Origin of the sequence: Longispora sp. NPDC051575 (assembly GCF_040681875.1) — a bacterium.
Classification (GTDB): Bacteria; Actinomycetota; Actinomycetes; order Mycobacteriales; family Micromonosporaceae; genus Longispora.
Genome location: NZ_JBFAZP010000004.1, coordinates 693,091 through 717,378, shown reverse-complemented (window position 1 = coordinate 717,378; position 24,288 = coordinate 693,091). Strand labels below are relative to the sequence as shown.

Below are 24,288 nucleotides of genomic sequence, written 5' to 3'. Positions count from 1 at the left end.
CGTCAGGTCCCTCACTCCACCCCGCCAGGGTCGGGGTCCGAGGCGCGGTCCCACCCGGCAGGGCGTCAGGTCCTTCTCCCCGTCCCACCAGGATCCGCGCCCCACCCGCGATCGCGATATCCGGACCCCGGCGGGGCCGGGGCGGTGACGCGCACCTGGCCGCAGCCGCGTGGCCCCGGCCCGCGCGGAACCTTCCGGTCGTCACGGGCAGAACCCCTTTGTCGGGTACGCCCGGCTGGGGCTCCCGCCCGTGTCTCCGCATGCCCGTGACGATACCCAGCCGATCATTTCGGAGTTCGCGTGATTCATCCCTCATGCCCTGTTCTGTGGCTGTAACCTCCGCACCATGACCGCCGACAGGGTCCCGGAACCGGTGGACGCGCTCATCGCGGACATCGAGGCGCGGTGGGCAGCCGCGGACGACGCGCGCCGCCGCCGTCGCCGACGGTTACCGCCGCCCCGGCATCCGGTGGTTCTACCCCTGGCCTGGTGGCCGATCCCTTCCCCCGCCCCGAATCCGGCCCCGTCCTAGGGCCGCCCCGCCCGGACCAGTCCGACGTCCGGGACCCGCGCGGCGACCGTCTCCGCTTCCCTGCCCCGGGCCCGCGGACATCCCGATCCGCGCGTGAACCGATCTCGACCCGCGCGCCCAGCCGGGCCCTCCGGGCTGTCGCCCCGCCCGCGCCACCCGCCCCGATGGGGATCCCCGAAATTGGACACTCGCCCGGAACCGGTACCCGTCAAAGGTTTCTACCGGGTCGAACCCAACCCCCGCGAGATCCGCAGGCACGCGGCCGTGACCGTCGCCCCCAGCTCCCGGGCCCGGGTCGGCGTGATCCGCGAGGTCAGCCCGGACACCGACATCGCGGCGATCACCATATTGGAGTGATCGAAGATGGGGGCCGCCACGCACCGGACCTCCTGTTCGTTCTCCCGGTCGTCCACGGCGTACCCCCGGGTGCGGATCTTGCCGAGTTCGGCGCGCAGCGCGTCGGGGTCGGTGATGGTGTGCGGGGTGAGGGGCGGCATGCCGGCGGCGACCACGGGAACCATGGCCTCGTCGGGCAGCCAGGCCAGGATCGCCTTGCCCACGGCCGTGCAGTAGGCGGGCATCCGGCTGCCGACCCGCGACGCCATCCGCAGGTTCGTCTGGTTCTCCACCTTGTCGATGTAGACGACGTTCGGGGCGTCGTACACGCACAGGTGCACAGTCTCGCGGACCTCGCGCATCAGCCGGTGCGCCTCCTCGGACGCGATGGCCCGAAGGTCCAGTGTGGAGAGATAGGCCTGGCCGAGGACGAGCGCGCCGTGCCCGAGCCGGAACGCCCCGGTGTCGCGGTCCCGGGCGAGCAGGCTGGCCTCCAGCAGGGGCGTGGCCAGGCGTAACACGGTGCTCTTGGACAGGTCGAGGGCCTCGGCCAGCTCGGTCAGCGACACGCCCCGGCCGACCCCGGCGTGCTCCCGGACGTGGCTGAGCACGGCGAGCGCGCGGCGGAGCGAGGAGGACTGGTTGCGCTCGGTCATGCCAGGACCCTACTTCCTCGGCACCACGTTTTGCATAGCAGAACGATTGAGGCAGAACCTTGTCCGTGCCGGCGCGGGGTGTCTAGGTTTCCGCCCAGCGGAACGACGCCCCCCTGGAGGTACCCCGTGAAGATCGTGAGATGGGCCGCGCTGGTCGCCGCCGGCGCCCTGCTGGCCGCCTGCGCCCCGCCCTCGGCCGCGCCGCAGAAGGACGCGGGGGTGGACGAGAAGACCGGGGCCCTGCGGGTGTGGCTCTTCCAGGAGCCCAACCAGCCGCCGAAGGAGAAGGTCGTCAAGGAGGCGGTCGACGAGTTCACGGCCGCGCACAAGGGCGTCACCGTCGAGATCACCTACATCCCGACCAACAACACCCGGCACGAGAAGTTCAAGGGTGCCTTCAGCGACCCGGCGAGCGCCCCGGACGTGGCCGAGTACGGCAACACCGACGTGGCCGACTACGTCGCGGCCGGCGGGTTCGCCGACCTCACCAAGGATGTCACCGGCGGGGACATCTCCAAGGACCTGCTGGGCAGCGCCACCATCGACGGCAAGCTGTACGGCCTGCCGTGGTACGTCGGCCTGCGCGCCCTCTACTACCGCACCGACGTGTTCACCGAACTGAACATCGCGCCCCCGACCTCCTACGCCGAGCTCGCGGCGGCGGCCACGAGGATCCGCGCCGCCAAGCCGGAGCTCTACGGCATCGCGGTCGGCGGCGAGTACACCTTCGGGGCGCTGCCGTTCGTCTGGGACGCCGGCGGTGACGTGGCCGCGAAGAAGGACGGCAAGTACACCGGGGCGATCAGCTCGCCCGAGTCGCGGGCCGGCGTCAAGGCCTACACCGACCTGTTCGCCACCTGCCCCGCCCAGGCCTGCGCCGGGCTGACCGGCGGCAAGACGGCCGAACTGTTCGCCACGGGCAAGGCCGGCATGGCCATCCTGGGCAACTTCAACAAGGGCGCGGTGGAGGCCGGCGCGGCCAAGGGCAAGTACGCGGTCGTGCCGCTGCCCGGGGCCAAGCCCGGCTCGGTGGCCCCCGCGTTCGCCGGCGGGAACAACCTCGGCGTGCTGAAAGGCACGAAGAAGCGCAGCCTGGCCGTGGAGTTCACGAAGCTGCTCGGCGGCCAGAAGTACCAGACGAAGATGTACGAGGCCATGGGTAACCTGCCGACCAGCTCCGCCGCGCTCGCCGACGTGGCCGGCAAGGACGCCTTCCTCAAGCCGTTCCTCGCCACCGCCTCGGCCGGCACCCGGTTCGTGCCGCTGGACCCGGCGTGGGTGAAGGTCGACAGCCAGAAGGTCATCCCGACGATGCTGCAGAAGATCGTCACCGGGCAGGCCAGCGTCGACAAGGCCACCGAGGAGGCCAACACCGCGATCAACGGCGCCTTCGGCCGATGACGACCGCGGTCCGGGTGGGTAGCAGGCGGGGGCGGTTCCTGCCGCTGCTGTACCTGCTGCCCACCGCCGTGGTGCTGGTCCCGCTGTTCGGCTACCCGCTGTACCAGCTGGGCCTGATCTCGGTCTTCGACTACCGCCAGCCGCAGGTCTCCGGCGGGCAGCCCGCCGAGTTCGTCGGCGCGGACAACTACACGACGCTGCTGTCGGACCCGCAGTTCTGGAACGTGCTCAGCACCACGGTCTGGTTCGCGGCGGCGTGCGTGCTCGCGACCCTGGCGGTCGGCGCGGCGCTCGCGGTGCTGCTCACCCGGGTCGGCCGGATCCCCCGGCTGTGCCTGTCCCTGGCGGCGATGGCGGCCTGGGCGGCCCCGGCGATGACCGGCTCCACGGTGTGGCTGTTCCTGTTCGACACCGACCTGGGGCTGGTCAACCAGACCCTCGGGATCGGCGGGCACAACTGGCTCTACGACCGGTACTCGGCGTTCGCGCTGGTCGGGGCCACGGTCGTCTGGCACTCGTTCCCGTTCGTGATGGTCAGCCTGTACGCCGGGATCAAGGCCGTGCCCGACTCGGTGCTGGAGGCGTCCCGGATCGACGGGGCCACGGTGTGGCAGCAGTTCTGGAAGGTGGTCGTGCCGATCCTGCGGCCCATCATCACCATCGTGGTCATCCAGTCCGTGATCTGGGACTTCAAGATCTTCACCCAGATCTACGTGATGACCGGCGGCGGGATCGCGGGCCAGAACCTGGTGCTCAACGTGTACGCGTACCAGAAGGCGTTCGGCTCCTCCGAGTACGGCCTCGGTTCGGCGATCGGCGTCGTCATGACCCTGATCCTGCTCGTGGTCACCCTGTTCTACGTCCGCGCGATCCGCCGTCAGGGGGAGGAACTATGAGAAGTCGCCCCCTGGCCAACACGGCCGCGATCCTCGTCGCCCTGGTCACCGTGTTCCCGATCTACTGGATGCTGCTGTCCGCGTTCAAGCCGGCCGGCGAGATCACGTCCACGGCGGTCCGGCCCTGGACCTGGCACCCCAGCCTGGACAGCTTCACCCGGGTGCTCAGCCAGGAGAACTTCGGCCGGTACTTCGTCAACAGCCTGATCGTCGCCGTCTCCGTCGTCGTACTGTCCGGGGTGGTCGCGTTCCTGGCGGCCGTCGCGCTCACGAGGTTCCGGTTCCGGGGCCGCACCACGGTGCTCGTGATGTTCCTGATCGCGCAGATGGTGCCCGTGGAGGCCCTGACCATCCCGCTGTTCTTCCTGATCCGCGACCTCGGCGGCACCGTGCCCGGCGTCGGCCTGAACACCCTCGGCGCGCTGGTGATCACGCACCTGGCGTTCTCGCTGCCGTTCGCGATCTGGATGATGCGCGGGTTCGTCGCCGCCGTGCCCGAGGCCGTGGAGGAGGCCGCCCTGGTCGACGGGGCCAGCCGGTTCACGGTGCTGTGGCGGATCACGTTCCCGCTCGCCGCGCCCGGCCTGGCCGCGACCAGCGTGTTCTCCTTCATCACGGCGTGGAACGACTTCATCTTCGCCCGGACGTTCATCATCAGCGCCAAGGACAACCAGACCCTGCCGGCCGCGTTGCAGATGTTCGTCAAACCCGACGAGAACGACTGGGGCGGCATCATGGCGGCGTCCACCCTGCTGACCATTCCGGTACTGATCTTCTTCGTCCTCGTCCAGCGCCGGCTGGTCTCGGGCCTCGGCGGGGCGGTGAAGGACTGATGCTGCCGCTGCCGGGTTCGGTCACCTGGGGCCAGGGCGAGTTCGCGCTCACCCCGTCCGTCGCGCTGTCCGTGGGGGAGGGGCTCGACGGGGTCGCGCACTGGCTGCGCGGGGAACTGGGGCCGGCCCTGGGCTGCTGGCTGCCGCCCGCCGGGACGCCCCCGGAGCCACCGGGCCGGGGCACGCGTCCGGGGTCGCAGGGTGGTCAACCCGTGCCGCCGGGCCACGAGTCATCAGGCGGTCGGGCCGTTCCCGCGCGCCCGAAGATCGCGCTGGCCCTCGACCCGGCGCTGCCCGCCTCCGGGTACCTGCTGGTCGTCACCCCCGACGGGGTCACCCTGCTCGGCGGCGACCCGGCCGGGGTCTTCCACGGCGCGCAGACCCTGCGCCAGCTCCTGCCGCCGGCCGCCTTCCGCCGCGCCCCCGTGGCCGGCGGACCGTGGCACGTGCCCGCCGTGACCGTCCGCGACGCGCCCCGCTTCCCGTGGCGCGGCTGCATGCTCGACGTCGCCCGGCACTTCATGCCCAAGGCCGACGTGCTCCGGTTCGTGGACCTGCTCGCCGCGCACAAGCTCAACGTGCTGCACCTGCACCTCACCGACGACCAGGGCTGGCGGTTCCCGGTCGCGAAGTACCCGCTGCTCACCGAGGTCGGCGGCTGGCGCACCGAGAGCATGGTCGGCTCCCGGCAGCACGGCCGGCACGACGGCCGACCGCACGGCGGGCACTACACCGCCGAAGACCTCAGAGAGATCGTCGGGTACGCGGCGGCGCGGTTCGTGACCGTCGTCCCCGAGATCGACCTGCCGGGGCACACCCAGGCGGCGGTGGCGGCGTACCCGTGGCTGGCCCGCGGGACCACGGCCCCCGGCTCGGCGGCCCCGGAGGACGGCGGCTCCGACCCGACCGCCCAGCGGAACGGGATCCCGGCCGGAGCCGTCCAGCCCGACGACAACGCGGCGGAGGCCGTACCCGTCAAGACGGGGTGGGGGTTGTCCCCGCACGGCATCGCGCTGACGGAGGAGACGCTCGCGTTCTGCCGGGACGTGCTCGACGAGGTGTGCGCGCTGTTCCCCGGCACCCTGATCGGGATCGGCGGCGACGAGTGCCCGCCCGACCAGCCGGCCGACGCCCGCCGGGCCTTCGTGCGCGGCCTCGTGGACCATCTCGCCACCCACGGCCGGCGCGCCTACGCCTGGGACGAGATCCTGGAGGGCGGCGCGCCCGCCGACGTGACCGTCGCCGCCTGGCGGGGACCCGGCGTCACCCGGTCCGCCGCCGGGGCCGGCCACGACGTCGTCGCCTGCCCGGACCTGTCCACCTACCTCGACTACCGCCAGTCCGCCGACCCGGACGAGCCGATCCCGGTCGGCACGGTCCTCACCCTCGACGACGTGTACGCCTTCGACCCGGCCGCCCTGGCCCCCGACCACCCGGACCGGATCCTCGGCGCCCAGTGCAACGTGTGGACGGAACACATGCCGGGCACCCGGGCCGTGGACTACATGGTGTTCCCCCGGCTGTGCGCGCTCGCCGAGGTGGTGTGGAGCGGGGCGGGCCGCGACCTGGCGGACTTCCGGACCCGGCTGGCCGCGCACCTGCCCCGGCTGGCGGCACTCGGGGTCGAGTACCGCCCCGAGGACGGGCCGCTTCCGTGGCAGCGCCGGCCGGACGCGCCCGGCTGGCCGAGGGAGCGCGCCGACCGCGAGGCCGAACTGGACATTATGGTCAACGGGCCGAGATCGTAAGTGCCCGGTGACCTCGGCGTCGCAGGTCGCCCTGGCCACGCACTCGGCCCGCGTCGAGACAGCGGCGGCGCCGGCCACCCTGAGGTGACCGGCGCCGGGAGGTGCGGTTACGCCCAGCCGTAGTTGGCGCGGAGTTCGCGGGCGACCTGGTCGAAGCGGGACTTGTCCAGGACCGCGCCCTCGCGTCGGATCCCGGCCTCCGGCACGTCGAGGACCCGGTCGAGGCGGATCCAGCTCGGGCGCTGCTCGCGGTCCCAGTTGCCCGGGCCGAGGGCCAACCAGCCGCGCTGGCCGTCGCGTTCGCTCTGGCTGGACAGCATCAGGCCGAGGAGCTGGTCGCGGTCCCGGCCGACGACGAGTACCGGGCGGTCCTTGCCCTGCGACGGGTCGTCCTCGTACTCGACCCAGGTCCACACGATCTCGCCCGGGTCGGCCTGGCCGTCGAGCTGGGGGGCGTAGCCGAGCTGGCGGCCACCGGCGGGCACCGGACCCGGCCGGGCCTTGGCGCGCTGGCCGGCGCCCGGCACGGACCCGGGCGTGGGCCGGCCCCCGGCGTTCGGACCCGGCTTCGGGCCCGGCTTGCCGGTCGGACCCGGCCTGGCCCCGGACCCCGGCTGCGCGGTCGGCGCGGGCTTCCGGCGGAACGGTGCGGTGACGGCTTTCCACAGGGTGCGCATGGCGGCACCCTATCGGGAACCGGCGGCCAGCACCTCCCGGAGGTCGAAGCGCACGGGTTCCTCCAGCTGGGCGTACGTGCACGAGCGCGGGTCGCGGTCCGGGCGCCAGCGGCGGAACTGGGTGGTGTGCCGGAACCGGAGCCCCTCCATGTGGTCGTAGGCGACCTCGACGACCCGTTCGGGGCGCAGCGGGACGAAGGACAGGTCCTTGGTGGCGCTCCACCGGCTGCGTTCGGCCTCCAGCGGGGTGCGGGTGCCCGACTCCTGGGCGGCGCGGGTCCACGGGTGGTCGGCGGCGTCGGTGACCAGCGGGGCGAGCTCCTCGAAGAGTTCGCGACGGCGGGCCATCGGGAACGCGCCGATCACGCCGACGGAGGCGAGGGTGCCGTCGGCGTCGTACAGGCCGAGGAGGAGGGAGCCGACGACGCCCGGGCCGGAGGTGTGCACCCGGTAGCCGGCGACCACGCAGTCGGCGGTGCGTTCGTGCTTCACCTTGGACATCAGGCGCTTGTCCGGCTGGTACCCCAGATCGGGTTTCTTCGCGATCAGGCCGTCGAGCCCGGCCCCCTCGAACTGCTCGAACCAGCGCGCGGCCACCGTCTCGTCGGTGGTGGTGGGGGTCAGGTGCACCGGGCCGTCGAGGCCGGCCAGGGCGTCCTCCAGGGCGGCGCGGCGGTCGCTGAACGGCTGGTCCATGAGGCTGGCGGAGCCCAGGGCGAGCAGGTCGAAGGCCACGAACAGTGCCGGGGTCGTGCCGGCCAGCAGCTTCACCCGGGACGCGGCCGGGTGGATCCGCTGCTGCAACGCCTCGAAGTCCAGCCCGGAGTGGTGGGTGGACGCGACGATGATCTCCCCGTCGAGCACGCAGCGCGCCGGGACCTGGGCCAGCACCGCCTCGACCACCTCGGGGAAGTACCGGACCATGGACTTCGTGTTCCGGCTGCCGATCTCGACCTCGTCGCCGTCGCGGAACACGATCGCGCGGAAGCCGTCCCACTTGGGCTCGTAATAGTGACCACTGGGAATCCGCTGAATTGGTTTGGCGAGCATGGGCAGGAGCGGCGGCATCACGGGCAGGTCCATCGGTGCTCCTACCGTCGTCGGGTCAGGATCAGGTCGGCGATCAGGGCCGTCCAGCCGGTCTGGTGCCACGCGCCGAGGCCGGCCCCGTTGTCCCCGTGGAAGTACTCGGGGAAGACGACCAGGTCCCGCCAGTCGGGATGGCTCTGGAACAGCTCGCACGCACCGTACATCGGGCGGCGGCCGTGCGCGTCCGGAACGAACAGGCTGATCAGCCGGTCGGACAGGTCGTCGGCCACCGCGTCGAGGGTGACGGTCCAGCCGCTGCCGGTCGGGTATTCCACCTCCAGCTCTTCACCGAAGAACTCGCCGAACCCGCGCAGCGCCCCGATCAGGAGGTAGTTCATCGGCATCCACAGCGGGCCGCGCCAGTTGGAGTTGCCGCCGAACAGGCCGCTGCTCGACTCGGCCGGCTCGTACCCGACGGTGTAGTCCGTGCCGCCCAGGGTCACCGAGAACGGGTCGGCCAGGTGCCGGCGGGAGAGGGTGCGCAGGCCGTGCGGGCTGAGGAACTCGTCCTCGTCGAGCATCACGCTGAGGATCCGGGTCAGGTTCGTCGGCCCGACCACGGACAGCAGGCGCTGCTGGTGCCCGGCCTCGTACGCGCGGTGCACCCCGATCAGGTCGGCGTACTCGGGCCGGTTCGTCACGAACCACTGCAACCGGGCGGCCAGGTCGGGCAGCCGGGACACGGTCACCGAGTCCAGGGTGGTCGTCGCGCACAGCGGCAGCAGGCCCACCACCGAGCGCACCTTCAGGGGCAGCCGGCTGTCGTCGGGCAGGTGCAGTACGTCGTAGAAGAAGCCGTCCTTGTCGTCCCACAGGTCCTGGTGGTAGGCCGCCGCCGCGATGTAGGCGAAGTGCTCGAAGAACTTGGTCGCGATGTCGGTGTACGTCGCGTCGCGCACCGCCAGCAGGAGCGCCATGTCGAACAGGTTCAGCGCGTACATGGCCATCCAGGCCGTGCCGTCGGACTGTTCGAGCACCCCGGCCGTGGGCAGCGCCGCCGACCGGTCGAACGGGCCCACGTTGTCCAGGCCGAGGAAGCCGCCCTCGAAGACGTTGTTGCCGGTGGTGTCCTTCCGGTTCACCCACCAGGTGAAGTTGATCAGCAGCTTGTGCATCACCCGGGCCAGGAAGTCGTGGTCGCGCGCCCCGTCGAGGTGGAACACCTGAAGGGCCGCCCACGCGTGTACCGGCGGGTTCACGTCGTCGAACGCCCACTCGTAGGCGGGGATCTGCCCGTTGGGGTGCATGTGCCACTCGCGGAGCAGCAGCAGCACCTGTTCCTTGGCGAACGCCGGGTCGATCCGGGCGAGGGTGACGCAGTGGAACGCCAGGTCCCAGGCCGCGTACCACGGGTACTCCCACGGGTCGGGCATCGAGATGACGTCCGCGGAGTGCATGTGCCACCAGTTGACGTTGCGGTGCCGGCCCTCCGGCGGCGGGGCCGAGGTCGGGTCGCCGGTCAGCCAGCGCGCGACGTCGAAGTGGTAGAACTGCTTGCCCCACATCAGGCCGGCGAACGCGGCCCGGGCCACGGCGCGCTCCGGGCGGCTGGCGTGCGGGGGGATCAGCGCGTCGTAGAAGGCGTCGGCCTCGGCCAGGCGGTCGCGCAGTACCCCGTCGAAGCCCGCGCCCAGGTCGCAGGCGCGGTCGCCGGGGGTGCCGGTCAGCGCGCCGGTCAGCTTGAGCCGGAGCCGGATCCGGGTCTCGCCGCCGGCCGGCACGGTCAGCGTGTAGTGCAGCGCCGCCTTGGTGCCCTCCTGCTCCGGGTTGACCGTGTCCGCGCCGTGCACGACGTGGTCGTTGATCCCGTCCTTCGGGTACGCCGTCCGGGGCTCCTGGCCCCACAGCCGGGGCGCGTTGGACTCGTTGTCGCAGAACAGCCGGCCCGGGTCGCCGTCCCCGGCGAGCGTGATCTCGCCGAGCAGCTGGTGGCGGCCCACGAGCCGGCCGCCCTCCCCGGAGATGGTCGGCACCCGGTCCCGGAACGGGGTGCCCCAGGACCACGTGTTGCGGAACCACAAGGTCGGCAGCACGTGCAGGGTGGCCTCCTCCGGCCCCCGGTTGGCCACGGTGACCAGCACGCAGAGGTCCGTGGGGGAGTCCTTGGCGTAGTCGACAGTGACGGCCCAGTACCGGTCCTCGTCGAAGATCCCGGTGTCCACCAGCTCGTACTCGGTGTCCTCGCGGCCCCGGGACCCGTTCACCGCGACCAGGTCGTCGTACGGGAACGGCCGCTGTGGATAGTGGTACCGCCAGCGCATCCACGAGTGGGTGGGCGTCGAGTCCTGGTACCACCAGTAGTCCTTGACGTCCTCGCCGTGGTTGCCGCCGTCGCCGCCGACCCCGAACATCCGCTCCTTGAGGATCGGGTCCACCCCGTTCCACAGCGCGAGGGCGAAGCAGAACCGCTGCCGGTCGTCGCAGACCCCGGCCATGCCGTCCTCGTTCCACCGGTACGCGCGGGACCGGGCGTGGTCGTGCGGCAGGTACTCCCAGGCGTTGCCGTGTTCGCTGTAGTCCTCGCGGACCGTGCCCCAGGCGCGTTCGGCCAGGTACGGGCCCCAGGCACGCCACGGGACCCCGGACTCGTCGGCCTCGGTCAGCCGGCGGCGTTCGGCAAGGTGCACGTCGTCGGTGGAGGTCACGCCATGATTTTGCCTGGTATTGCGGTAAGAATGTGGATTGTTCGTTTTTCGGGGTTGCGGGGGTCACGTGCTGTCGATCGGATTCGGAACCCAGGTCTGCGGCGACCTCGCCGAGGGCGGCACCCGGGAGTGGCTGGTCCCCGACGGGCTCGGCGGCTACGCCACGGGCACCGTGTCCGGGCTGCGCACCCGCCGGTACCACGGCCTGCTCGTCGTCCCCGGCGCCCGCCCCGGGGCCCGGCACCTCGGGCTCGCCGCCCTGGACCCCGTGCTCACCTGGCCGTCCGGCGCGCGGGTCCGGCTCGGCGTCCACGAGTGGGCGTCGGGGGCGGTCGAGCCGGCCGGGCACGCGTACCTGGAGAGCTTCGCGCTGGTGGACGGGCTGCCGTGCTGGCGGTGGCGGATCGGGGACGTCCTGCTCGAGCGGACCCTGGCCATGGAGACCGGCCGGTCCTCGCTCGCGGTCCGGCACCGGCTGCTCGCCGGCGGGCCGGTGCGGCTCGTGCTCGACGCGCTGTGCACCTGGCGGGACGCGCACGGCGAACGCACCGCCGGGGGCCCGCCGCCCGCCGTGGAGCCGGTCGCCGACGGGGTGCTGGTCGACGGCGCGTACCGGCTGGCCGGGCCGAGCTGGGCGGCCACCGGGGACTGGTGGCGCGGGGTGCGTCACCGGGAGGAGGCCGCCCGGGGGCTGGCGGCCGAGGAGGACCTGTGGCACGCGGGCACGTTCACGGCGGACCTGGCCGGGCCGGGGGCGGTGCTGGATGTGTCGGCGTGGGCCGGGGAGGCGGGCGGCGCGGGCGTGGTCCCGGCTGGCCGCCCGGCCGGGACCGCCGGGGGCCTCGACACGCGCCCGCCGCCCGTCGAGGTCGTCCTCGACACCGCCCGCCGCCGGCTCCGGGCCATCGCGGCCGGCGCGGCCGGCGACCCCGTGGCCGCGACCCTGCGGGTGGCCGCCGCCTCCTTCATCGTCACGACCCCGACCGGCCCCGACGTCGTCGCCGGCTACCCCTGGTTCGGCCCGTGGACCCGCGACACCCTGACCTGCTACGAGGGCCTGTTCCTCGCCACCGGCTGGACCGCCGAGGGCCGTGAACTCCTCACCGGGTACGCGGCGACGCTGTCCGAGGGGATGCTGGCGAACACGGCCGACACGGGGGCGGTGGAGTACAACAGCGCGGACGCGAGCCTGTGGTTCCCGCACGCCGTGGCCCGGCACGTGCACGCCACCGGTGATATAGACCTCGCGGCGGAGCTGTTGCCCCACCTGACCGAGATTATCGCCTCCCACCTCGCCGGAACGAGGTACGGGATCGGGGTCGACCCCGCCGACGGCCTGCTCCGCCAGGGCGCGCCCGGCGTGGCCCTGACCTGGATGGACGCCCGGGTCGACGGAGTGCCCGTGACACCCCGGACCGGCAAGCCCGTCGAGGTCAACGCACTGTGGATCAACGCCCTCGCGGCGGTCGCGGACCTCGCCGCCCGGGTCGGGGAGGCACCCGGGCCGGCCGGCGCCGCGCACGCCCGGGCGGTCGCGTCGTTCGCCCGCCGGTACCCGCGCCCGGACGGCCTGCTGTACGACGTCGTGGACGGACCGGCCGGCGACGACCCGGCCGTCCGGCCCAACCAGCTGCTCGCCTGGTCGCTGCCCGACGGGCCGCTGCTCCCCGAACCCGGCCCGCTCGCGGCGCTCGGCGCCCGCCTGCTCACCCCGCTCGGCCTGCGCAGCCTCACGCCGGGCGCGCTCGACTACCGCCCGACGCACCGGGGCGGGCCGGCCGAGCGGGACGCCGCCTACCACCAGGGCACCGTGTGGCCCTGGCTGCTGGGGCCGTACGCGGGCGCGTGTGCGCGGGCCGGCGTACCCGTCAATGATCTTTTTGGGGGTGTTGAAAGGCATTTGTCAGAATTTGGACTAGGCTCGATCAGCGAAACCACGGACGGAGATCCGCCCCACCGCGCCACCGGCTGCCCCTTCCAGGCCTGGTCGGTCGCCGAAGTGCTGCGCACCCGTCCGTGGCGCTCAGCTGACACTCGACAGTCGTAGGGGAACCGCGTCATGACGCCCGAAACGCCGACCGTGCCCACCGGACCGCTTCGGGTTCTGATCCTGGCCTGGGAATATCCACCCGTCATGGTCGGCGGCCTCGGCCGGCACGTGCACGCCCTCGCCACCCAGCTCGCCGTCGCCGGCCACGAGGTCACCGTCGTCACCCGGCACGCCCCCGGCCTGCCCGTCGACGAGATGCGCGGCGGGGTCCGGGTCGTCCGCGCCCCCGAGGACCCGCCGCCGTTCCCGCTGGCCACCTCGTCGCTGCTCGCCTGGACCATGGCGTTCAACCACGCCCTGACCCGCGCCGCCCTGCGCGCCGCCGCCACCGCCGAGTTCGACGTGATCCACGCCCACGACTGGCTCGTCACGCACACCGCCGTCACGCTCACCGAACACCTCGGCCTGCCGCTGGTCGCCACCATCCACGCGACCGAGGCCGGCCGGCACCAGGGCTGGCTGCCCGAGGAGATGAACCGCTGCATCCACGCCGTCGAGTGGTGGCTGGCGCGGGAGGCCAGCCGGGTGCTGGTGTGCTCCGAGTACATGAAATGGGAGGTCACCCGCCTCCTCGAACTGCACGACGCCGCCGTGGAGGTGATCCCCAACGGCGTCGACGACCGCCGGTGGCGCGCCCCCCGCAAGGCCGTCGAACGCGCCCGGGAAAGCTACACCGCCCACGACGGCCCGCTCGTCGTCTACGCCGGCCGCCTCGTCTACGAGAAGGGCGTCCAGGACCTGATCAGCGCCCTGCCGGTACTCCGGGACCGGCACCCCGGCCTGCGGCTCGTCATCGCCGGCGACGGCCCGCACCGCCCCGAACTCGCCGACCTGTGCGCCCGGCTCGGCCAGGACGTCGAGTTCTGCGGCTTCATGGAGGAGGTCGAACTGGCCGCGCTGCTGGCCGTCGCCGACGCCGTGGTCGTCCCCAGCCTGTACGAGCCGTTCGGGATGGTGGCCCTCGAAGCGTCCGCCGCCGGGGCGCCGCTCGCCGCCGCCGCCACCGGGGGCCTGCTCGCGATCGTCCAGCACGGCCGGACCGGGCTCGCGTTCGGCCCCGGGGACCCCGCCGCGCTCGCCGACGCCGTCACCCGGCTGATCGAGGACCCGAAGGCCGCCAAGCGAATGGTCGCCAAGGCCCGGGCCATGATCCGCAAGAACTACCTGTGGCCCACCATCGCGGCCACCACCGCGCAGGCGTACGCGGCCGCGATCGACGAGGCCTCCGTGCTCAGCCCGCGGGTGCCGCCGATCGGGGAACGGCCACCCATCGTGGTACCCGAGGGGAACCTGCTCGCCCTCACCACCACCCCGTGACGACGGCGCACCGGCCGGGCCGGCCCGGGACAGCCGACCGGGCCGGTCATCCGGAGGCGGCCTCTGACCGGCCCTCGGTGGCGGCCGGGCCCGGGGACCTCGATCTCTACCTGTTCGGCGAGGGCCGCCACGAACGCCTGTGGACGGTCCTCGGCGCGCACCCCGACGCGCACGGCTGCCGGTTCGCCGTGTGGGCCCCGCGCGCCCGCGAGGTCCGGGTCGTCGGCGACCACAACGGCTGGGCCCCGCACGACGGCGTCCGCCTCGAACCCCTCGGCACCAGCGGCGTGTGGGCCGGGCACGTCGCCGGGATCAGCCCCGGGCAGCGGTACAAGTACCGGATCCACGGGGCCGACGGGTCCTGGCGGGACCGGGCCGACCCGATGGCCGCCGCCACCGAATGCCCCCCGCACACCGCCTCCGTCGTGCACGAGTCCCACCACACCTGGGGCGACGCCGCCTGGCTCGCGGGCCGCACCGCCGACCACCACGCACGACCCCTTTCCGTGTACGAGGTGCACCTCGGCTCCTGGCGCCCCGGCCTGTCCTACCGCGACCTCGCCGAGCAGCTCGTCGGCCACGTGCGGCACCTGGGCTTCACGCACGTGGAGTTCATGCCCGTCATGGAGCACCCGTACGGCGGCTCCTGGGGCTACCACGTCACCGGGTACTTCGCCCCCACCGCCCGGTTCGGCGACCCCGACGACCTGCGGTACCTCATCGACCGGCTGCACCAGGCCGGCATCGGCGTCCTCCTCGACTGGGTACCCGCGCACTTCCCCGCCGACGACTGGGCGCTCGCCCGGTTCGACGGCGAACCCCTCTACGAGCACCCCGACCCGCGCCGGGGCACCCACCCCGACTGGGGCAGCCTGATCTTCGACTACGGCCGCCCCGAGGTCCGCAACTTCCTCGTCGCCAGCGCCCAGTACTGGTGCGAGGAGTTCCACATCGACGGCCTCCGGGTCGACGGCGTCGCCTCGATGCTCTACCTCGACTACTCCCGAGGCCCCGGCCAGTGGGAACCCAACCACCACGGCGGCCGGGAGAACACCGAGGCCATCGGCTTCCTCCGCCAACTGAACACCGCCGTCTACCAGGGCTCACCCGGCGTCGTCATGATCGCCGAGGAGTCCACCGCCTGGCCCGGCGTGTCCCGGCCCGTCGAGTGGGGCGGCCTCGGCTTCGGCCTGAAATGGAACATGGGCTGGATGCACGACACCCTGTCCTACCTGGCCCGCGACCCCGTGCACCGGCGCTACCACCACGACGACGTGACCTGGCCGTCCATGTACGCCTTCGAGGAACAGTTCCTCCTCGCCATCAGCCACGACGAGGTCGTACACGGCAAGGGCGCCCTGCTCGCCAAGCTGCCCGGGGACCGGTGGCAGCGCCTCGCCGGGGTGCGCGGACTGCTGGCCTACATGTGGGCGTACCCCGGAAAGAAACTGCTCTTCATGGGTTTCGAGTTGGGCGCCGAGGGCGAGTGGAGCGAACACCTCGGGCTCGACTGGTCCGGCGCCGACGAGCCCGGGGCGGCCGGGGTCCGGGCACTGGTCCGCGACCTGAACCTGCTCTACCGGGACCGCCCGGCCCTGTGGGCGCGCGACGCCGACCGCGACGGGTTCCAGTGGATCTCCTGCCAGGACCGGGACAGCAACGTGCTGGCGTTCCTGCGCTGGGGGCCGGACGGGTCGGTGGTCGCGTGCGTCGTCAACTTCGCCGGCACCCCGCAGGCCGACCACCGGGTGGGGCTGCCGTTCCCCGGGCGGTGGCGGGAGGTGCTCAACACCGACTCCCGGCTGTACGGGGGCTCCGACGTGGGGTGCTGGGGGAGTCTGCTCGCGGCGCCGACGCCGTGGGACGGGCAGCCGGCCTCGGCGTTCGTGCAGCTCGGGCCACACGCGGCGGTGTGGCTGGTGCCGCACCGGGAGGCCGGCGGGACCTGAGCCGACCCCTGACGGACTAGGCGCCCGCTGCCCGGTCCACCACGTCCCGGATCGCCGCCACCACCGCGTCGGCCCGCTCGGTGATCAGCTGGCTGTGGTTCGTGTCCGACAGCACCCGCTGCTCGCCGTGCGTGACCTGCCCGACCAGGTTCGCGTCCAACCGCGACTTTCCGTCGTGCACCTTCTGGAGCGTCTCCGCCGACATCAGCGACGCCTGCACCGGGTCGACCCCCAGCGGCGTCAGCGCGACCACCGGCACGTCGGGCATGCCCGGGCCGGCGTTGAGCTCGGCGGCGAGCGCGGTCGTCGAGGCGCGCTCGACGATGCCGACCTGGATCCACCGGTCACTCACGTGGTAGTCGACCGCGGCCTCGCGCACCTCCGCCGGGAAGTCCACGAACATCGCGCCGACCATGTCGCGGATGAACGGCAACGCCTGCCGGAGCTGCTCCTCCGACGGCGCCATCTCCTCACCGGCCGCCAGGCTCGCCTCCGCCGGCAGCAACGCGTCCCACTCGCGGTGGAAGGCGTCCAACCAGACCAGCCCGGCGACGTCCTCCGGGTACAGCTGGGCGAACCGGTGCGCGTAGGCCCCGCCGAGGGAGTGCGCCACCAGCACGTACGGGCCGGGGATGCCCTGGGCCGCCAGCAGTTCGCGCAGCTCCGTGGCGACGGCCTCTCCGGTGCGCGGCAGTTCCGCGTCGTCGCTGAACCCGGTGCCGGCGCGGTCGTACACCACGGCGGTGCTGAACTCGGCGACCAGCTGCTGGAGGCCGAAGTAGTCGAGGCCGATCGCGCTGGCACCCGGCAGGAACACGACGGCCGGTCCGCCGGTGCCGGAGGTGTGCACGAAGAGCCGGCGGCCGTCGAGCTCCTGGAAGCCTCCGACCGGCGGGGTGGTGGTCTGGGTCGCGGGGGTGCTGTTCGTTGTCATGCGGCAACTGTCGGCGGCCGGCCGGACACGCCCCTGACACGGCCCTGACACGCCACGAGGGCCGGTGTCCGCAGATCGCGGACCTAGCCGACGGACCTCAGATGGTCGGTGAACCCGCGCGTGCCCGGCTCTTCCGGGTACAGCTCGTGGAGGGTCGACTCCAGCTCGCTCGCCACCATGACCAGGGACGGAAGTGACCTACGGTCGCCGCCGAGTGCCTCGGTGCCCCGGACCAGCGCCTCCTCCAGGTCCCCCGCCCGCGCCGCCACCACCCCGAGCGTCAACCGCGCCTCGGCGGCCCGCATCGGTGACGCCTCGCCACCATTCGGCCGCCGCGACCTTGCGAGCACCTGCCGAGCGTGCTCCGCAGCCAGATCGTCGGCTCCCGCGAGCCGGTACGCGTCCATCGCGTAGAAGTCCCACTTGTCGGGGTCGACCACGAAGTGATGGTCGGGACGGTCCGGCCGGGGCATCGCGGCCAGCAGGTCCGCGCCCTCGCCCAGCGCCCGCCGGACCGACTCGATGTCACCGATCCGGGCCTTGGCCTTCGCCCGCTGCGCCAACAGCTGCACCGTGACGGGATGCGAACCGGCGACCGCGACCCCGGCGGCCGCCTCGTCGACCACGCTCTCGTAGCGCCCCTGGGTGAGCGCGAACCAGGCGCTCAACTCGTGCGTCCACGCCAGGATCTCCGCGCTGCCGGCCTCGTGCGCGAGCTGCCGGGCGGCGATCCGGGTGGCCTCCGCGCCGGCCCGCAGTCCCATGTCGTATTCGACGCACCCGATGAGCAGAGCCAACCTCCCGGCGGCCACCAGCAGCTCCCGGTGCTGTCGCAGTCCGACCGGCCGGCGCAGCAGGTCAGCGACCCGCCGCAACCAGTCCTGGGCCTCGCGCCGAAGATCAGAAGCATCGCGATACGGGTACTGGCAGCACAGCTCGAACACCGTCGCGTCGAGCCCTTCGAGGGCGGATGCCGACGTGTCCGACGACTGGATCCGGTGGATCAGCTCGGCGGTCTGCCAAGGCTGCGCGTCGCGGGCCGCCACCAGGTCCAGCCGCGCGGCGGAGACCAGCTCGCCCCGGGCGGCCAGGGCCGCGTCGCACGCCTTCGCCACGGCCTCGCTCGGCGGCTTCTTCCCATTGAGGACCTTGGACAGGTACCCCTTGTCGAAGAGCGCCCGTTCCGCGAGCGCGCCGAGGGTCATCCCGCGCTCGGCCATCAGCCGCCTGAGTGTGTCGCCGAATGTCGCCACGTCCGTCACCCGCCGTACGTTGCCATGGTCCGCTGGCGTGACCGGGCATTCCCGCGTTGCCTGACATGACTGGCAACTTCGGACAACTCCCGGACGCCCACTGTACCCGCCACGCTGAGTGCGGGGCGCTCCTCGTTCGTTCGGGTGGTGGTTCCCACCCATGGGCGGGGAGCCGCCCGTTCGAGCTACGGAAGGTGCTGGAGATGGACGACGCGGTGGTGCTGTCGGTAGAGCAGGCCGAGGCGGTCATGCGGCTGCACACGGAGTCCCCGGGCGGCTGGTGTCTGGGCTGCCGGACACCGGGGACCGCCGATGTGAGGTGGCCGTGCGAGAGCCGACGGATCGCGTACCCGATGCTGGTCGCCCGGGCTTTGCTCGCGTGAGCGCCCTGTCGGTCGGGGCTGAGGCGGTGTCCCCGATCAAGGCGTTGATCCGCCTGCTGGCGGAGTTGGTCCTGGAAGTGCACCGGCCCGCCGAAGGCACGAACGCGTGTGAAGGGTGCGCGGTGGCCTCGGCTTCCGAGAACCCGTTTCCCTGCTGGCCGGCCGACACTGCACGCAACGCCCTGACGGTGGTGGACAGTGGGTGACTACTACTCGTCGGCGGCCCGGATCCCCGAGTCTCCCCGCGACGGCGACCCGGACATGCCCCGGCCACCGCGCAGGTTCGCCCTGCGTCGCTGGGACGACCCGACCGGAGTCAGCGGTCTCGGGATCGTCGGCTACGGCGTGGCCTGGTCCGACGACCGGGTGGTTCTGCGATGGCTGGGGACGACCACCGGAGTGGCCCAGTTCTGCGTGTTCGACTCGCTGGACGACCTGATGCGGGTGCACGGCCACGGTGGCCGGTCGGAGGTCGTGTGGGTGGACCCGTCCTTCGGAGGCCCCCGGGAGAGTTCGGTCCGCATCGGCGGATACCTGGACTGACGTGCGCGGGGCCGAGGCGGGGACCCTCAGCGCCGACGGCCCGGGCGCAGCCACGGAGTCCCCGAGCACCGGGTGCGCGCGGGCCCGGGCGCCTCCCGCCTGTACCCGTCGATCATGGATCTGGAATGTCGGTGCGCCAAATTGTTAACAAACCTTGCTGAGGGGAGGGATCATGTTCTTCTACCCCTCAGCCCAAGGAGCATCCCGTGCGAAGAGCGACACTCGCCACCGCGGTCACGGCGGCGGCCCTCGCGGTCGGCCTCGCGATCCCGGCCCTCGCGTCGACGACCGCCCCCCTCGCGGCCCCCGTCGCGAACAATGTCACCAACCCCGGCTTCGAGACCGGCACCCTCGCCCCGTGGACCTGCGACCCGGCGGCCAGCGTCGTCACCGGGCACGCGAACTCCGGCACCTACGCCCTCGCCGGGGTCGCCGGGGGCACCACCGCCGAGTGTCGCCAGACGGTGTCCGTCGCGCCCAACACCAGCTACACGCTGTCCGCCCAGGTCAACGGCTCCTATGTCTACCTGGGGATCACCGGCGGCGCGTCCACCTGGACCCCGGGCACCGGCGGGGCGTACAAGCCCCTGTCGCTGACCTTCACCTCCGGCAGCGCCACGACGGTCACGGTCTACCTGCACGGCTGGTACGGGCAGGGCACCTACTACGCCGACGACGTGAACCTCGCCGGACCGGCCGGGCCGTCGCCGACCGCGAGCCCGAAGCCGACCGCCAGCCCGACGAAGTCCCCCACGCCGAGCCCGAGTCCCACGGCCAGCCCGACGCCGAGCCCCAGCCCGACGCCGACCCCGACCGGCAACCCCAACCCGGGTCCGCTGCCGAAACACGCCCTCACCGGGTACTGGCAGAACTTCACCAACGGCGCGCGCCCCCTCAAGCTCGCCGACGTGCCGGTCAGCTACGACCTGGTGGCGATCTCCTTCGCCGACACCGACCCGTCCAAGCCGGGCGGCGTGACCTTCACCCTCGACTCGGGACTGTCGAGCGCGCTCGGCGGCTACACCGACGCCCAGTTCCGGGCGGACGTCGCCACCCTGCACGCCCGGGGCCAGCACATCGTCCTGTCCGTCGGCGGCGAGAAGGGCACCGTGTCCGTCAACAGCGCGGCGGCGGCGACGAACTTCGCGAACAGCGTGACGTCGATCCTGACCCGGTACGGGTTCGACGGGGTGGACATCGACCTGGAGAACGGGGTCAGCGCCACCTACATGGGGCAGGCGTTGCGCTCGATCCGGGCGTCGGTCGGGGCCAACCTGATCATCACGATGGCCCCGCAGACGATCGACATGCAGAGCACCGGTTCCGAGTACTTCAAGCTGGCGCTCAACATCAAGGACATCCTCACGGTCGTGCACACCCAGTTCTACAACTCGGGCGCGATGCTCGGCTGCGACCAGATGGCCGCGTACAGCCAGGGCACCGTGAACTTCGTGACCGCGCTGGCCTGCATCCAGTTGCAGAGCGCGCTGCGGCCCGACCAGATCGCCCTCGGCCTGCCGGCGACCACCTCGGCGGCCGGCGGCGGCTACCTCTCGCCCGGGACCATCAACAACGCTGTGGACTGCCTGGCCAAGGGCACCAACTGCGGCACGTTCAAGCCGCCGGCGACGTGGCCGGGGCTGCGGGGCGTCATGACGTGGTCGATCAACTGGGACGCGTCCAACGGGTACGCGTTCGCCAACTCGGTCAAGCCGCACCTGAACACGCTGCCGTAGCGAACCGCTTCTGACCGGTGCGGGGCGGCCTCGCGGTCGCCCCGCGCCCCCTCCCGAGAGGAAGCACCATGCGCAGGAAACCCCTGGCGGTCCTCGCCGCCCTCGTCCTCGGCGCGGCACTGTCGCCGGCCGCCACCGCCTCCGCCGGCCCGTCGGGCGCCCCCGCCCCGGGAGCCGCGTCCGCCGCCAACCTCGCCACCAACCCCGGCTTCGAGACCGGCCTGACCGGCTGGTCCTGCCCCGCCTCGGCCCGCACCGTCACCACCCCCGTGCACGGCGGCACCTCCGCCCTGGAGGCCACCCCGCAGGGCGGCGACTTCGCGCGCTGCCAGCAGTCCGTCCGGGTCAAGCCGTCCTCGACGTACACGCTGTCGGCGTGGGTCAGGGGCGCCTACGTGTTCCTCGGCGCGACCGGCACCGGCACCACCGACGTGAGCACCTGGGGCCAGCCGGGCGCGACCTGGGCGCAGCTGTCCACGTCGTTCACCACGGGCGCGACCACGTCCACGGTCACCATCTACCTGAACGGCTGGTACGGCACCGGCGCGTACCTCGCCGACGACCTGGTGCTCGACGGGCCGCCGGTGGCCCCGGACACCACGCCGCCCACCGTCCCCGGCACCCCGGCCGTCGGCGGCGCGACGTCGAGCACCCTGGCCGTGAGCTGGGCGGCGTCCACCGACGACTCGGGCGCCGTGCGCTACGACGTGTCCCGGGACGGCGGGGTCCCGACCTCGGCCGGCGCGGCCACCAGTTTCACGGCCACCGGGCTGACCGCAGACACGACGTACCGGTTCAAGGTGCGGGCGTGTGACGGGGCGGGCAACTGCTCGGCGTACACGGCGGAAAGTTCGGGAAAGACCAGGCCGACGGGTACGCCGCCCAGCGGTGACCTGCCCAGGCGCGTACTCGTCGGGTATCTGCACGCGTCCTTCGCCAATGGTTCCGGCTACATCCCGATGCGCGACGTGCCGGCGGAGTGGGACTTCGTCAACCTGGCGTTCGGCGAGCCGACCTCGGTGACCTCCGGCGACATCCGGTTCCGGCAGTGCCCGGCGACCGAGTGCGCGAACGTGGAGAGCCAGGCCGACTTCCTCGCCGGCATCCGGGCCAAACAGGCCGCCGGCAAGAAGGTGCTGATCTCCATCGGCGGCCAGAACGGCCAGGTCCAGCTCACCACCACGGCGGCGCGCGACAAGTTCGTCACCTCGGTGGCGGCGATCATCGACACCTACGGGCTCGACGGGCTGGACATCGACTTCGAGGGCCACTCGCTGTCGCTGAACGCCAACGACACGGACTTCCGCAACCCGACGACCCCGGTGATCGTGAACCTGATCTCCGCGTTGAGGACCCTCAAGGCGCGGTACGGGGCGAAGTTCGTGCTCACCATGGCGCCGGAGACGTTCTTCGTGCAGCTCGGCTACCAGTTCTACGGGCCGGGCACCAACGGGGGCGACGCGCGGGCCGGCTCGTACCTGCCGGTGATCCACGCGCTCCGCGACGACCTGACCCTGCTGCACGTGCAGGACTACAACTCGGGGCCGATCATGGGGCTGGACAACCAGTACCACACGATGGGTGGGCACGACTTCCACGTGGCCATGACGGACATGCTGCTGGCGGGCTTCCCGGTGAAGGGGAACGCGTTCCCGGCGCTGCGGCCCGAGCAGGTCGCGTTCGGGCTGCCGGCGGCCTCGCAGGCGGGCAACGGGTACACGACCGTGGCGGAGACCCAGAAGGCGTTCGACTGCCTGGCCAAGGGCACGAACTGCGGGTCGTACCGGCCGCGCGGGGTGTATCCCGGGCTGCGCGGGCTGATGACGTGGTCGGTGAACTGGGACAGGTTCAACGGGTACGAGTTCTCCCGGAGCCACCGGGCGTACCTCAACGCGTTGCCGTAGTCGAGGCGGCGTTCCCGGGCGCGCCGCAGGTCGGCGGCGCGCCCGCCAGCGGCATGCCCCCGGTCGTCCCGGGGGTGTGCCAGCCCTTTCCGTCGGGCGGGAACCGGTGTTGACCCCGTGGAACACCCGCTCGCATTCTCAGGCATGGCACGCATAACGCACCTGGTCACGGCCGTCCTAGCGACAGCCACCCTCCTCCTGCCGACCCCGGCCGCCGCCCATCAGGACTCGCCCCGGGCCGCCGCCCCGGTCACCGGACAGTCCTCGGCCGCCGCCTTCCAACACCCCGGCGTCCTCCTCTCCCGTCCCCAACTCGACCTCGCCCGCTCCAAGGCCTTCGCCGGCACCCAACCCTGGAAGTCCGCCTACGACGCGATGCGCACCAGCTCCTACGCGTCCCTGTCCTGGACCCCGAGGCCGCGCGCCGTCGTGGAGTGCGGTTCGTCGTCCAATCCGAACAACGGCTGCTCGGACGAGCGCGAGGACGCGATGGCCGCGTACACCCAGGCGCTGCTCTGGTATGTCACGAAGGACGCGCGGCACGCGCGGAAGTCGATCGCGATCATGGACGCCTGGTCGGCGGTGATCCGGGACCACACGAACAGCAACGCCCCGTTGCAGTCCGGCTGGGCGGGGGCGAACTTCTCCCGGGCCGCCGAGCTGATCAAGCACACCTACACCTCGTGGCCGCAGGTCAGCCGGTTCGCCACGACGCTGCGCACCGTCTACCTGCCCGAGGTGACGAGCAACGTGGGCTGCAAGAACGGCAACTGGGAACTGATCATGACCGACGCCGCCATCGGGATCGCGGTGTTCCTCGACGACCGGGCCGTCTTCGACCGCGCGGTGGCGACGTGGCGGGCCCGGCTGCCGGCGTACATCTACCTGGCCTCCGACGGCGCGCTGCCCCGCTACCCGGCCGACTGTCCGTCGATCGACACCAGAGCGGAACTCATCGGGTACTGGCAGGGCCAGTCCACCTTCACCGACGGCCTCGCCCAGGAGACCTGCCGGGACTTCGGCCACACGGGCTGGGGCCTGGCGGCCATCGCGCACGTCGCGGAGACGGCCCGCCACCAGGGCGTCGACCTGTACCCGGAGGCCCAGCCCCGGCTCTCCCAGGCCCTCTACTTCCACGCCCGCTACGAACTGGGCACGGCCGTACCCGCCTCGTTGTGCGGGGGCTCGGTGAAGAAGGGGCTGGGGCCGGTGACGGAGGTGGGGTTCAACGCGTTGCACACCCGGTCCGGGATGGACATGCCGACGACGCGGCGGTACACGGAGTCGAAGCGGCCGGCCGGCGTGAGCCACTTCCTGGCGTGGGAGACCTTCACGCACGCGGACAACCCCGCCTGACAGCGAACGGCGTCAATGCTTGACCGGTGGGTGCGGGGACCCCTACTCTG

At 72.4% G+C, this 24,288-nt stretch carries 19 protein-coding genes; 13 read left to right on the top strand and 6 right to left on the bottom strand.

Going from position 1 to position 24,288, the window contains the following annotated elements; genetic code table 11:
• Nucleotides 1-750 precede the first annotated feature (750 nt).
• Nucleotides 751-1,524: an IclR family transcriptional regulator gene (locus AB0M43_RS14105; RefSeq protein WP_363724453.1), complete on the bottom strand. Its 774-nt coding sequence runs from the start codon at nt 1,522-1,524 to the stop codon at nt 751-753.
• A gap of 126 nt (nt 1,525-1,650) precedes the next feature.
• Between AB0M43_RS14105 and AB0M43_RS14100 the strand changes: the two genes are divergently transcribed.
• Genes AB0M43_RS14100 through AB0M43_RS14085 form a run of 4 tightly spaced genes read left to right on the top strand, consistent with a single transcriptional unit; the run spans nt 1,651 to nt 6,402 of the window.
• Entirely contained in the window at nt 1,651-2,925 is a 1,275-nt protein-coding gene (locus AB0M43_RS14100; RefSeq protein WP_363724452.1) for an extracellular solute-binding protein, read from the top strand.
• Nucleotides 2,922-3,821, top strand: coding sequence for a sugar ABC transporter permease (locus AB0M43_RS14095; RefSeq protein WP_363724450.1), 900 nt, complete (start codon nt 2,922-2,924; stop codon nt 3,819-3,821). The genes AB0M43_RS14100 and AB0M43_RS14095 overlap by 4 nt, the downstream gene beginning before the upstream one ends.
• Entirely contained in the window at nt 3,818-4,654 is an 837-nt protein-coding gene (locus AB0M43_RS14090) for a carbohydrate ABC transporter permease (RefSeq protein WP_363724448.1), read from the top strand. The genes AB0M43_RS14095 and AB0M43_RS14090 overlap by 4 nt, the downstream gene beginning before the upstream one ends.
• Nucleotides 4,654-6,402 (top strand): beta-N-acetylhexosaminidase, encoded by a 1,749-nt coding sequence (locus AB0M43_RS14085; protein WP_363724446.1) that lies wholly within the window; start codon nt 4,654-4,656, stop codon nt 6,400-6,402. Before AB0M43_RS14090 ends, AB0M43_RS14085 begins: the two co-directional genes overlap by 1 nt.
• Before the next feature lie 107 nt (nt 6,403-6,509).
• Here the strand turns inward: AB0M43_RS14085 and AB0M43_RS14080 are convergent, their stop codons facing one another.
• The 3 genes from AB0M43_RS14080 to AB0M43_RS14070 are packed head-to-tail and all read right to left on the bottom strand — an operon-like array spanning nt 6,510 to nt 10,795.
• Nucleotides 6,510-7,079, bottom strand: coding sequence for a type II toxin-antitoxin system PemK/MazF family toxin (locus tag AB0M43_RS14080; protein WP_363724444.1), 570 nt, complete (start codon nt 7,077-7,079; stop codon nt 6,510-6,512).
• Nucleotides 7,080-7,088: 9 nt separating this feature from the next.
• A complete protein-coding gene (locus tag AB0M43_RS14075; RefSeq protein WP_363724442.1) occupies nt 7,089-8,162 on the bottom strand; it encodes an ATP-dependent DNA ligase in 1,074 nt (357 codons plus the stop codon).
• 8 nt (nt 8,163-8,170) lie between these two features.
• Complete coding sequence (locus tag AB0M43_RS14070) at nt 8,171-10,795, bottom strand: glucosidase (protein WP_363724579.1); 2,625 nt, start codon at nt 10,793-10,795, stop codon at nt 8,171-8,173.
• 85 nt (nt 10,796-10,880) lie between these two features.
• Here AB0M43_RS14070 and AB0M43_RS14065 point away from each other — a divergent pair, with 85 nt between their 5' ends.
• From AB0M43_RS14065 to glgB, 3 genes are all read left to right on the top strand, one after another.
• Nucleotides 10,881-12,860 (top strand): amylo-alpha-1,6-glucosidase, encoded by a 1,980-nt coding sequence (locus tag AB0M43_RS14065; RefSeq protein WP_363724440.1) that lies wholly within the window; start codon nt 10,881-10,883, stop codon nt 12,858-12,860.
• Nucleotides 12,861-12,872: 12 nt separating this feature from the next.
• A complete protein-coding gene (locus AB0M43_RS14060) occupies nt 12,873-14,180 on the top strand; it encodes a glycosyltransferase family 4 protein (RefSeq protein WP_363724437.1) in 1,308 nt (435 codons plus the stop codon).
• A 77-nt stretch (nt 14,181-14,257) separates the two neighbouring features.
• On the top strand, nt 14,258-16,129 hold the full coding sequence (glgB, locus tag AB0M43_RS14055) for a 1,4-alpha-glucan branching protein GlgB (protein WP_363724577.1): 1,872 nt from the start codon (nt 14,258-14,260) through the stop codon (nt 16,127-16,129).
• A 16-nt stretch (nt 16,130-16,145) separates the two neighbouring features.
• Here the strand turns inward: glgB and AB0M43_RS14050 are convergent, their stop codons facing one another.
• Both AB0M43_RS14050 and AB0M43_RS14045 read right to left on the bottom strand, forming a co-directional pair.
• Nucleotides 16,146-17,063, bottom strand: coding sequence for an alpha/beta hydrolase (locus tag AB0M43_RS14050; protein ID WP_363724435.1), 918 nt, complete (start codon nt 17,061-17,063; stop codon nt 16,146-16,148).
• Between the two features lie 83 nt (nt 17,064-17,146).
• Nucleotides 17,147-18,325: a helix-turn-helix transcriptional regulator gene (locus tag AB0M43_RS14045; protein WP_363724433.1), complete on the bottom strand. Its 1,179-nt coding sequence runs from the start codon at nt 18,323-18,325 to the stop codon at nt 17,147-17,149.
• A 194-nt stretch (nt 18,326-18,519) separates the two neighbouring features.
• Between AB0M43_RS14045 and AB0M43_RS14040 the strand changes: the two genes are divergently transcribed.
• From AB0M43_RS14040 to AB0M43_RS14015, 6 genes are all read left to right on the top strand, one after another.
• Complete coding sequence (locus AB0M43_RS14040; RefSeq protein WP_363724431.1) at nt 18,520-18,699, top strand: hypothetical protein; 180 nt, start codon at nt 18,520-18,522, stop codon at nt 18,697-18,699.
• On the top strand, nt 18,696-18,905 hold the full coding sequence (locus AB0M43_RS14035; RefSeq protein WP_363724429.1) for a hypothetical protein: 210 nt from the start codon (nt 18,696-18,698) through the stop codon (nt 18,903-18,905). Before AB0M43_RS14040 ends, AB0M43_RS14035 begins: the two co-directional genes overlap by 4 nt.
• On the top strand, nt 18,898-19,242 hold the full coding sequence (locus tag AB0M43_RS14030) for a hypothetical protein (protein ID WP_363724427.1): 345 nt from the start codon (nt 18,898-18,900) through the stop codon (nt 19,240-19,242). Before AB0M43_RS14035 ends, AB0M43_RS14030 begins: the two co-directional genes overlap by 8 nt.
• A 206-nt stretch (nt 19,243-19,448) precedes the next feature.
• Nucleotides 19,449-20,978: a glycosyl hydrolase family 18 protein gene (locus AB0M43_RS14025; RefSeq protein WP_363724425.1), complete on the top strand. Its 1,530-nt coding sequence runs from the start codon at nt 19,449-19,451 to the stop codon at nt 20,976-20,978.
• Nucleotides 20,979-21,097: 119 nt separating this feature from the next.
• Nucleotides 21,098-22,882 (top strand): glycoside hydrolase family 18 protein, encoded by a 1,785-nt coding sequence (locus tag AB0M43_RS14020; protein WP_363724575.1) that lies wholly within the window; start codon nt 21,098-21,100, stop codon nt 22,880-22,882.
• A gap of 144 nt (nt 22,883-23,026) precedes the next feature.
• On the top strand, nt 23,027-24,238 hold the full coding sequence (locus AB0M43_RS14015; protein WP_363724423.1) for an alginate lyase family protein: 1,212 nt from the start codon (nt 23,027-23,029) through the stop codon (nt 24,236-24,238).
• Nucleotides 24,239-24,288: the final 50 nt, after the last annotated feature.

Bases quoted from the DNA above. Each gene is read 5' to 3' on its own strand.
- AB0M43_RS14105 (WP_363724453.1), bottom strand. From the start codon at position 1,524: ATGACCGAGCGCAACCAGTCCTCCTCGCTCCGCCGCGCGCTCGCCGTG.
- AB0M43_RS14095 (WP_363724450.1), top strand. From the start codon at position 2,922: ATGACGACCGCGGTCCGGGTGGGTAGCAGGCGGGGGCGGTTCCTGCCG.
- AB0M43_RS14090 (WP_363724448.1), top strand. From the start codon at position 3,818: ATGAGAAGTCGCCCCCTGGCCAACACGGCCGCGATCCTCGTCGCCCTG.
- AB0M43_RS14085 (WP_363724446.1), top strand. From the start codon at position 4,654: ATGCTGCCGCTGCCGGGTTCGGTCACCTGGGGCCAGGGCGAGTTCGCG.
- AB0M43_RS14080 (WP_363724444.1), bottom strand. From the start codon at position 7,079: ATGCGCACCCTGTGGAAAGCCGTCACCGCACCGTTCCGCCGGAAGCCC.
- AB0M43_RS14075 (WP_363724442.1), bottom strand. From the start codon at position 8,162: ATGGACCTGCCCGTGATGCCGCCGCTCCTGCCCATGCTCGCCAAACCA.
- AB0M43_RS14060 (WP_363724437.1), top strand. From the start codon at position 12,873: ATGACGCCCGAAACGCCGACCGTGCCCACCGGACCGCTTCGGGTTCTG.
- AB0M43_RS14050 (WP_363724435.1), bottom strand. From the start codon at position 17,063: ATGACAACGAACAGCACCCCCGCGACCCAGACCACCACCCCGCCGGTC.
- AB0M43_RS14040 (WP_363724431.1), top strand. From the start codon at position 18,520: ATGGACGACGCGGTGGTGCTGTCGGTAGAGCAGGCCGAGGCGGTCATG.
- AB0M43_RS14015 (WP_363724423.1), top strand. From the start codon at position 23,027: ATGGCACGCATAACGCACCTGGTCACGGCCGTCCTAGCGACAGCCACC.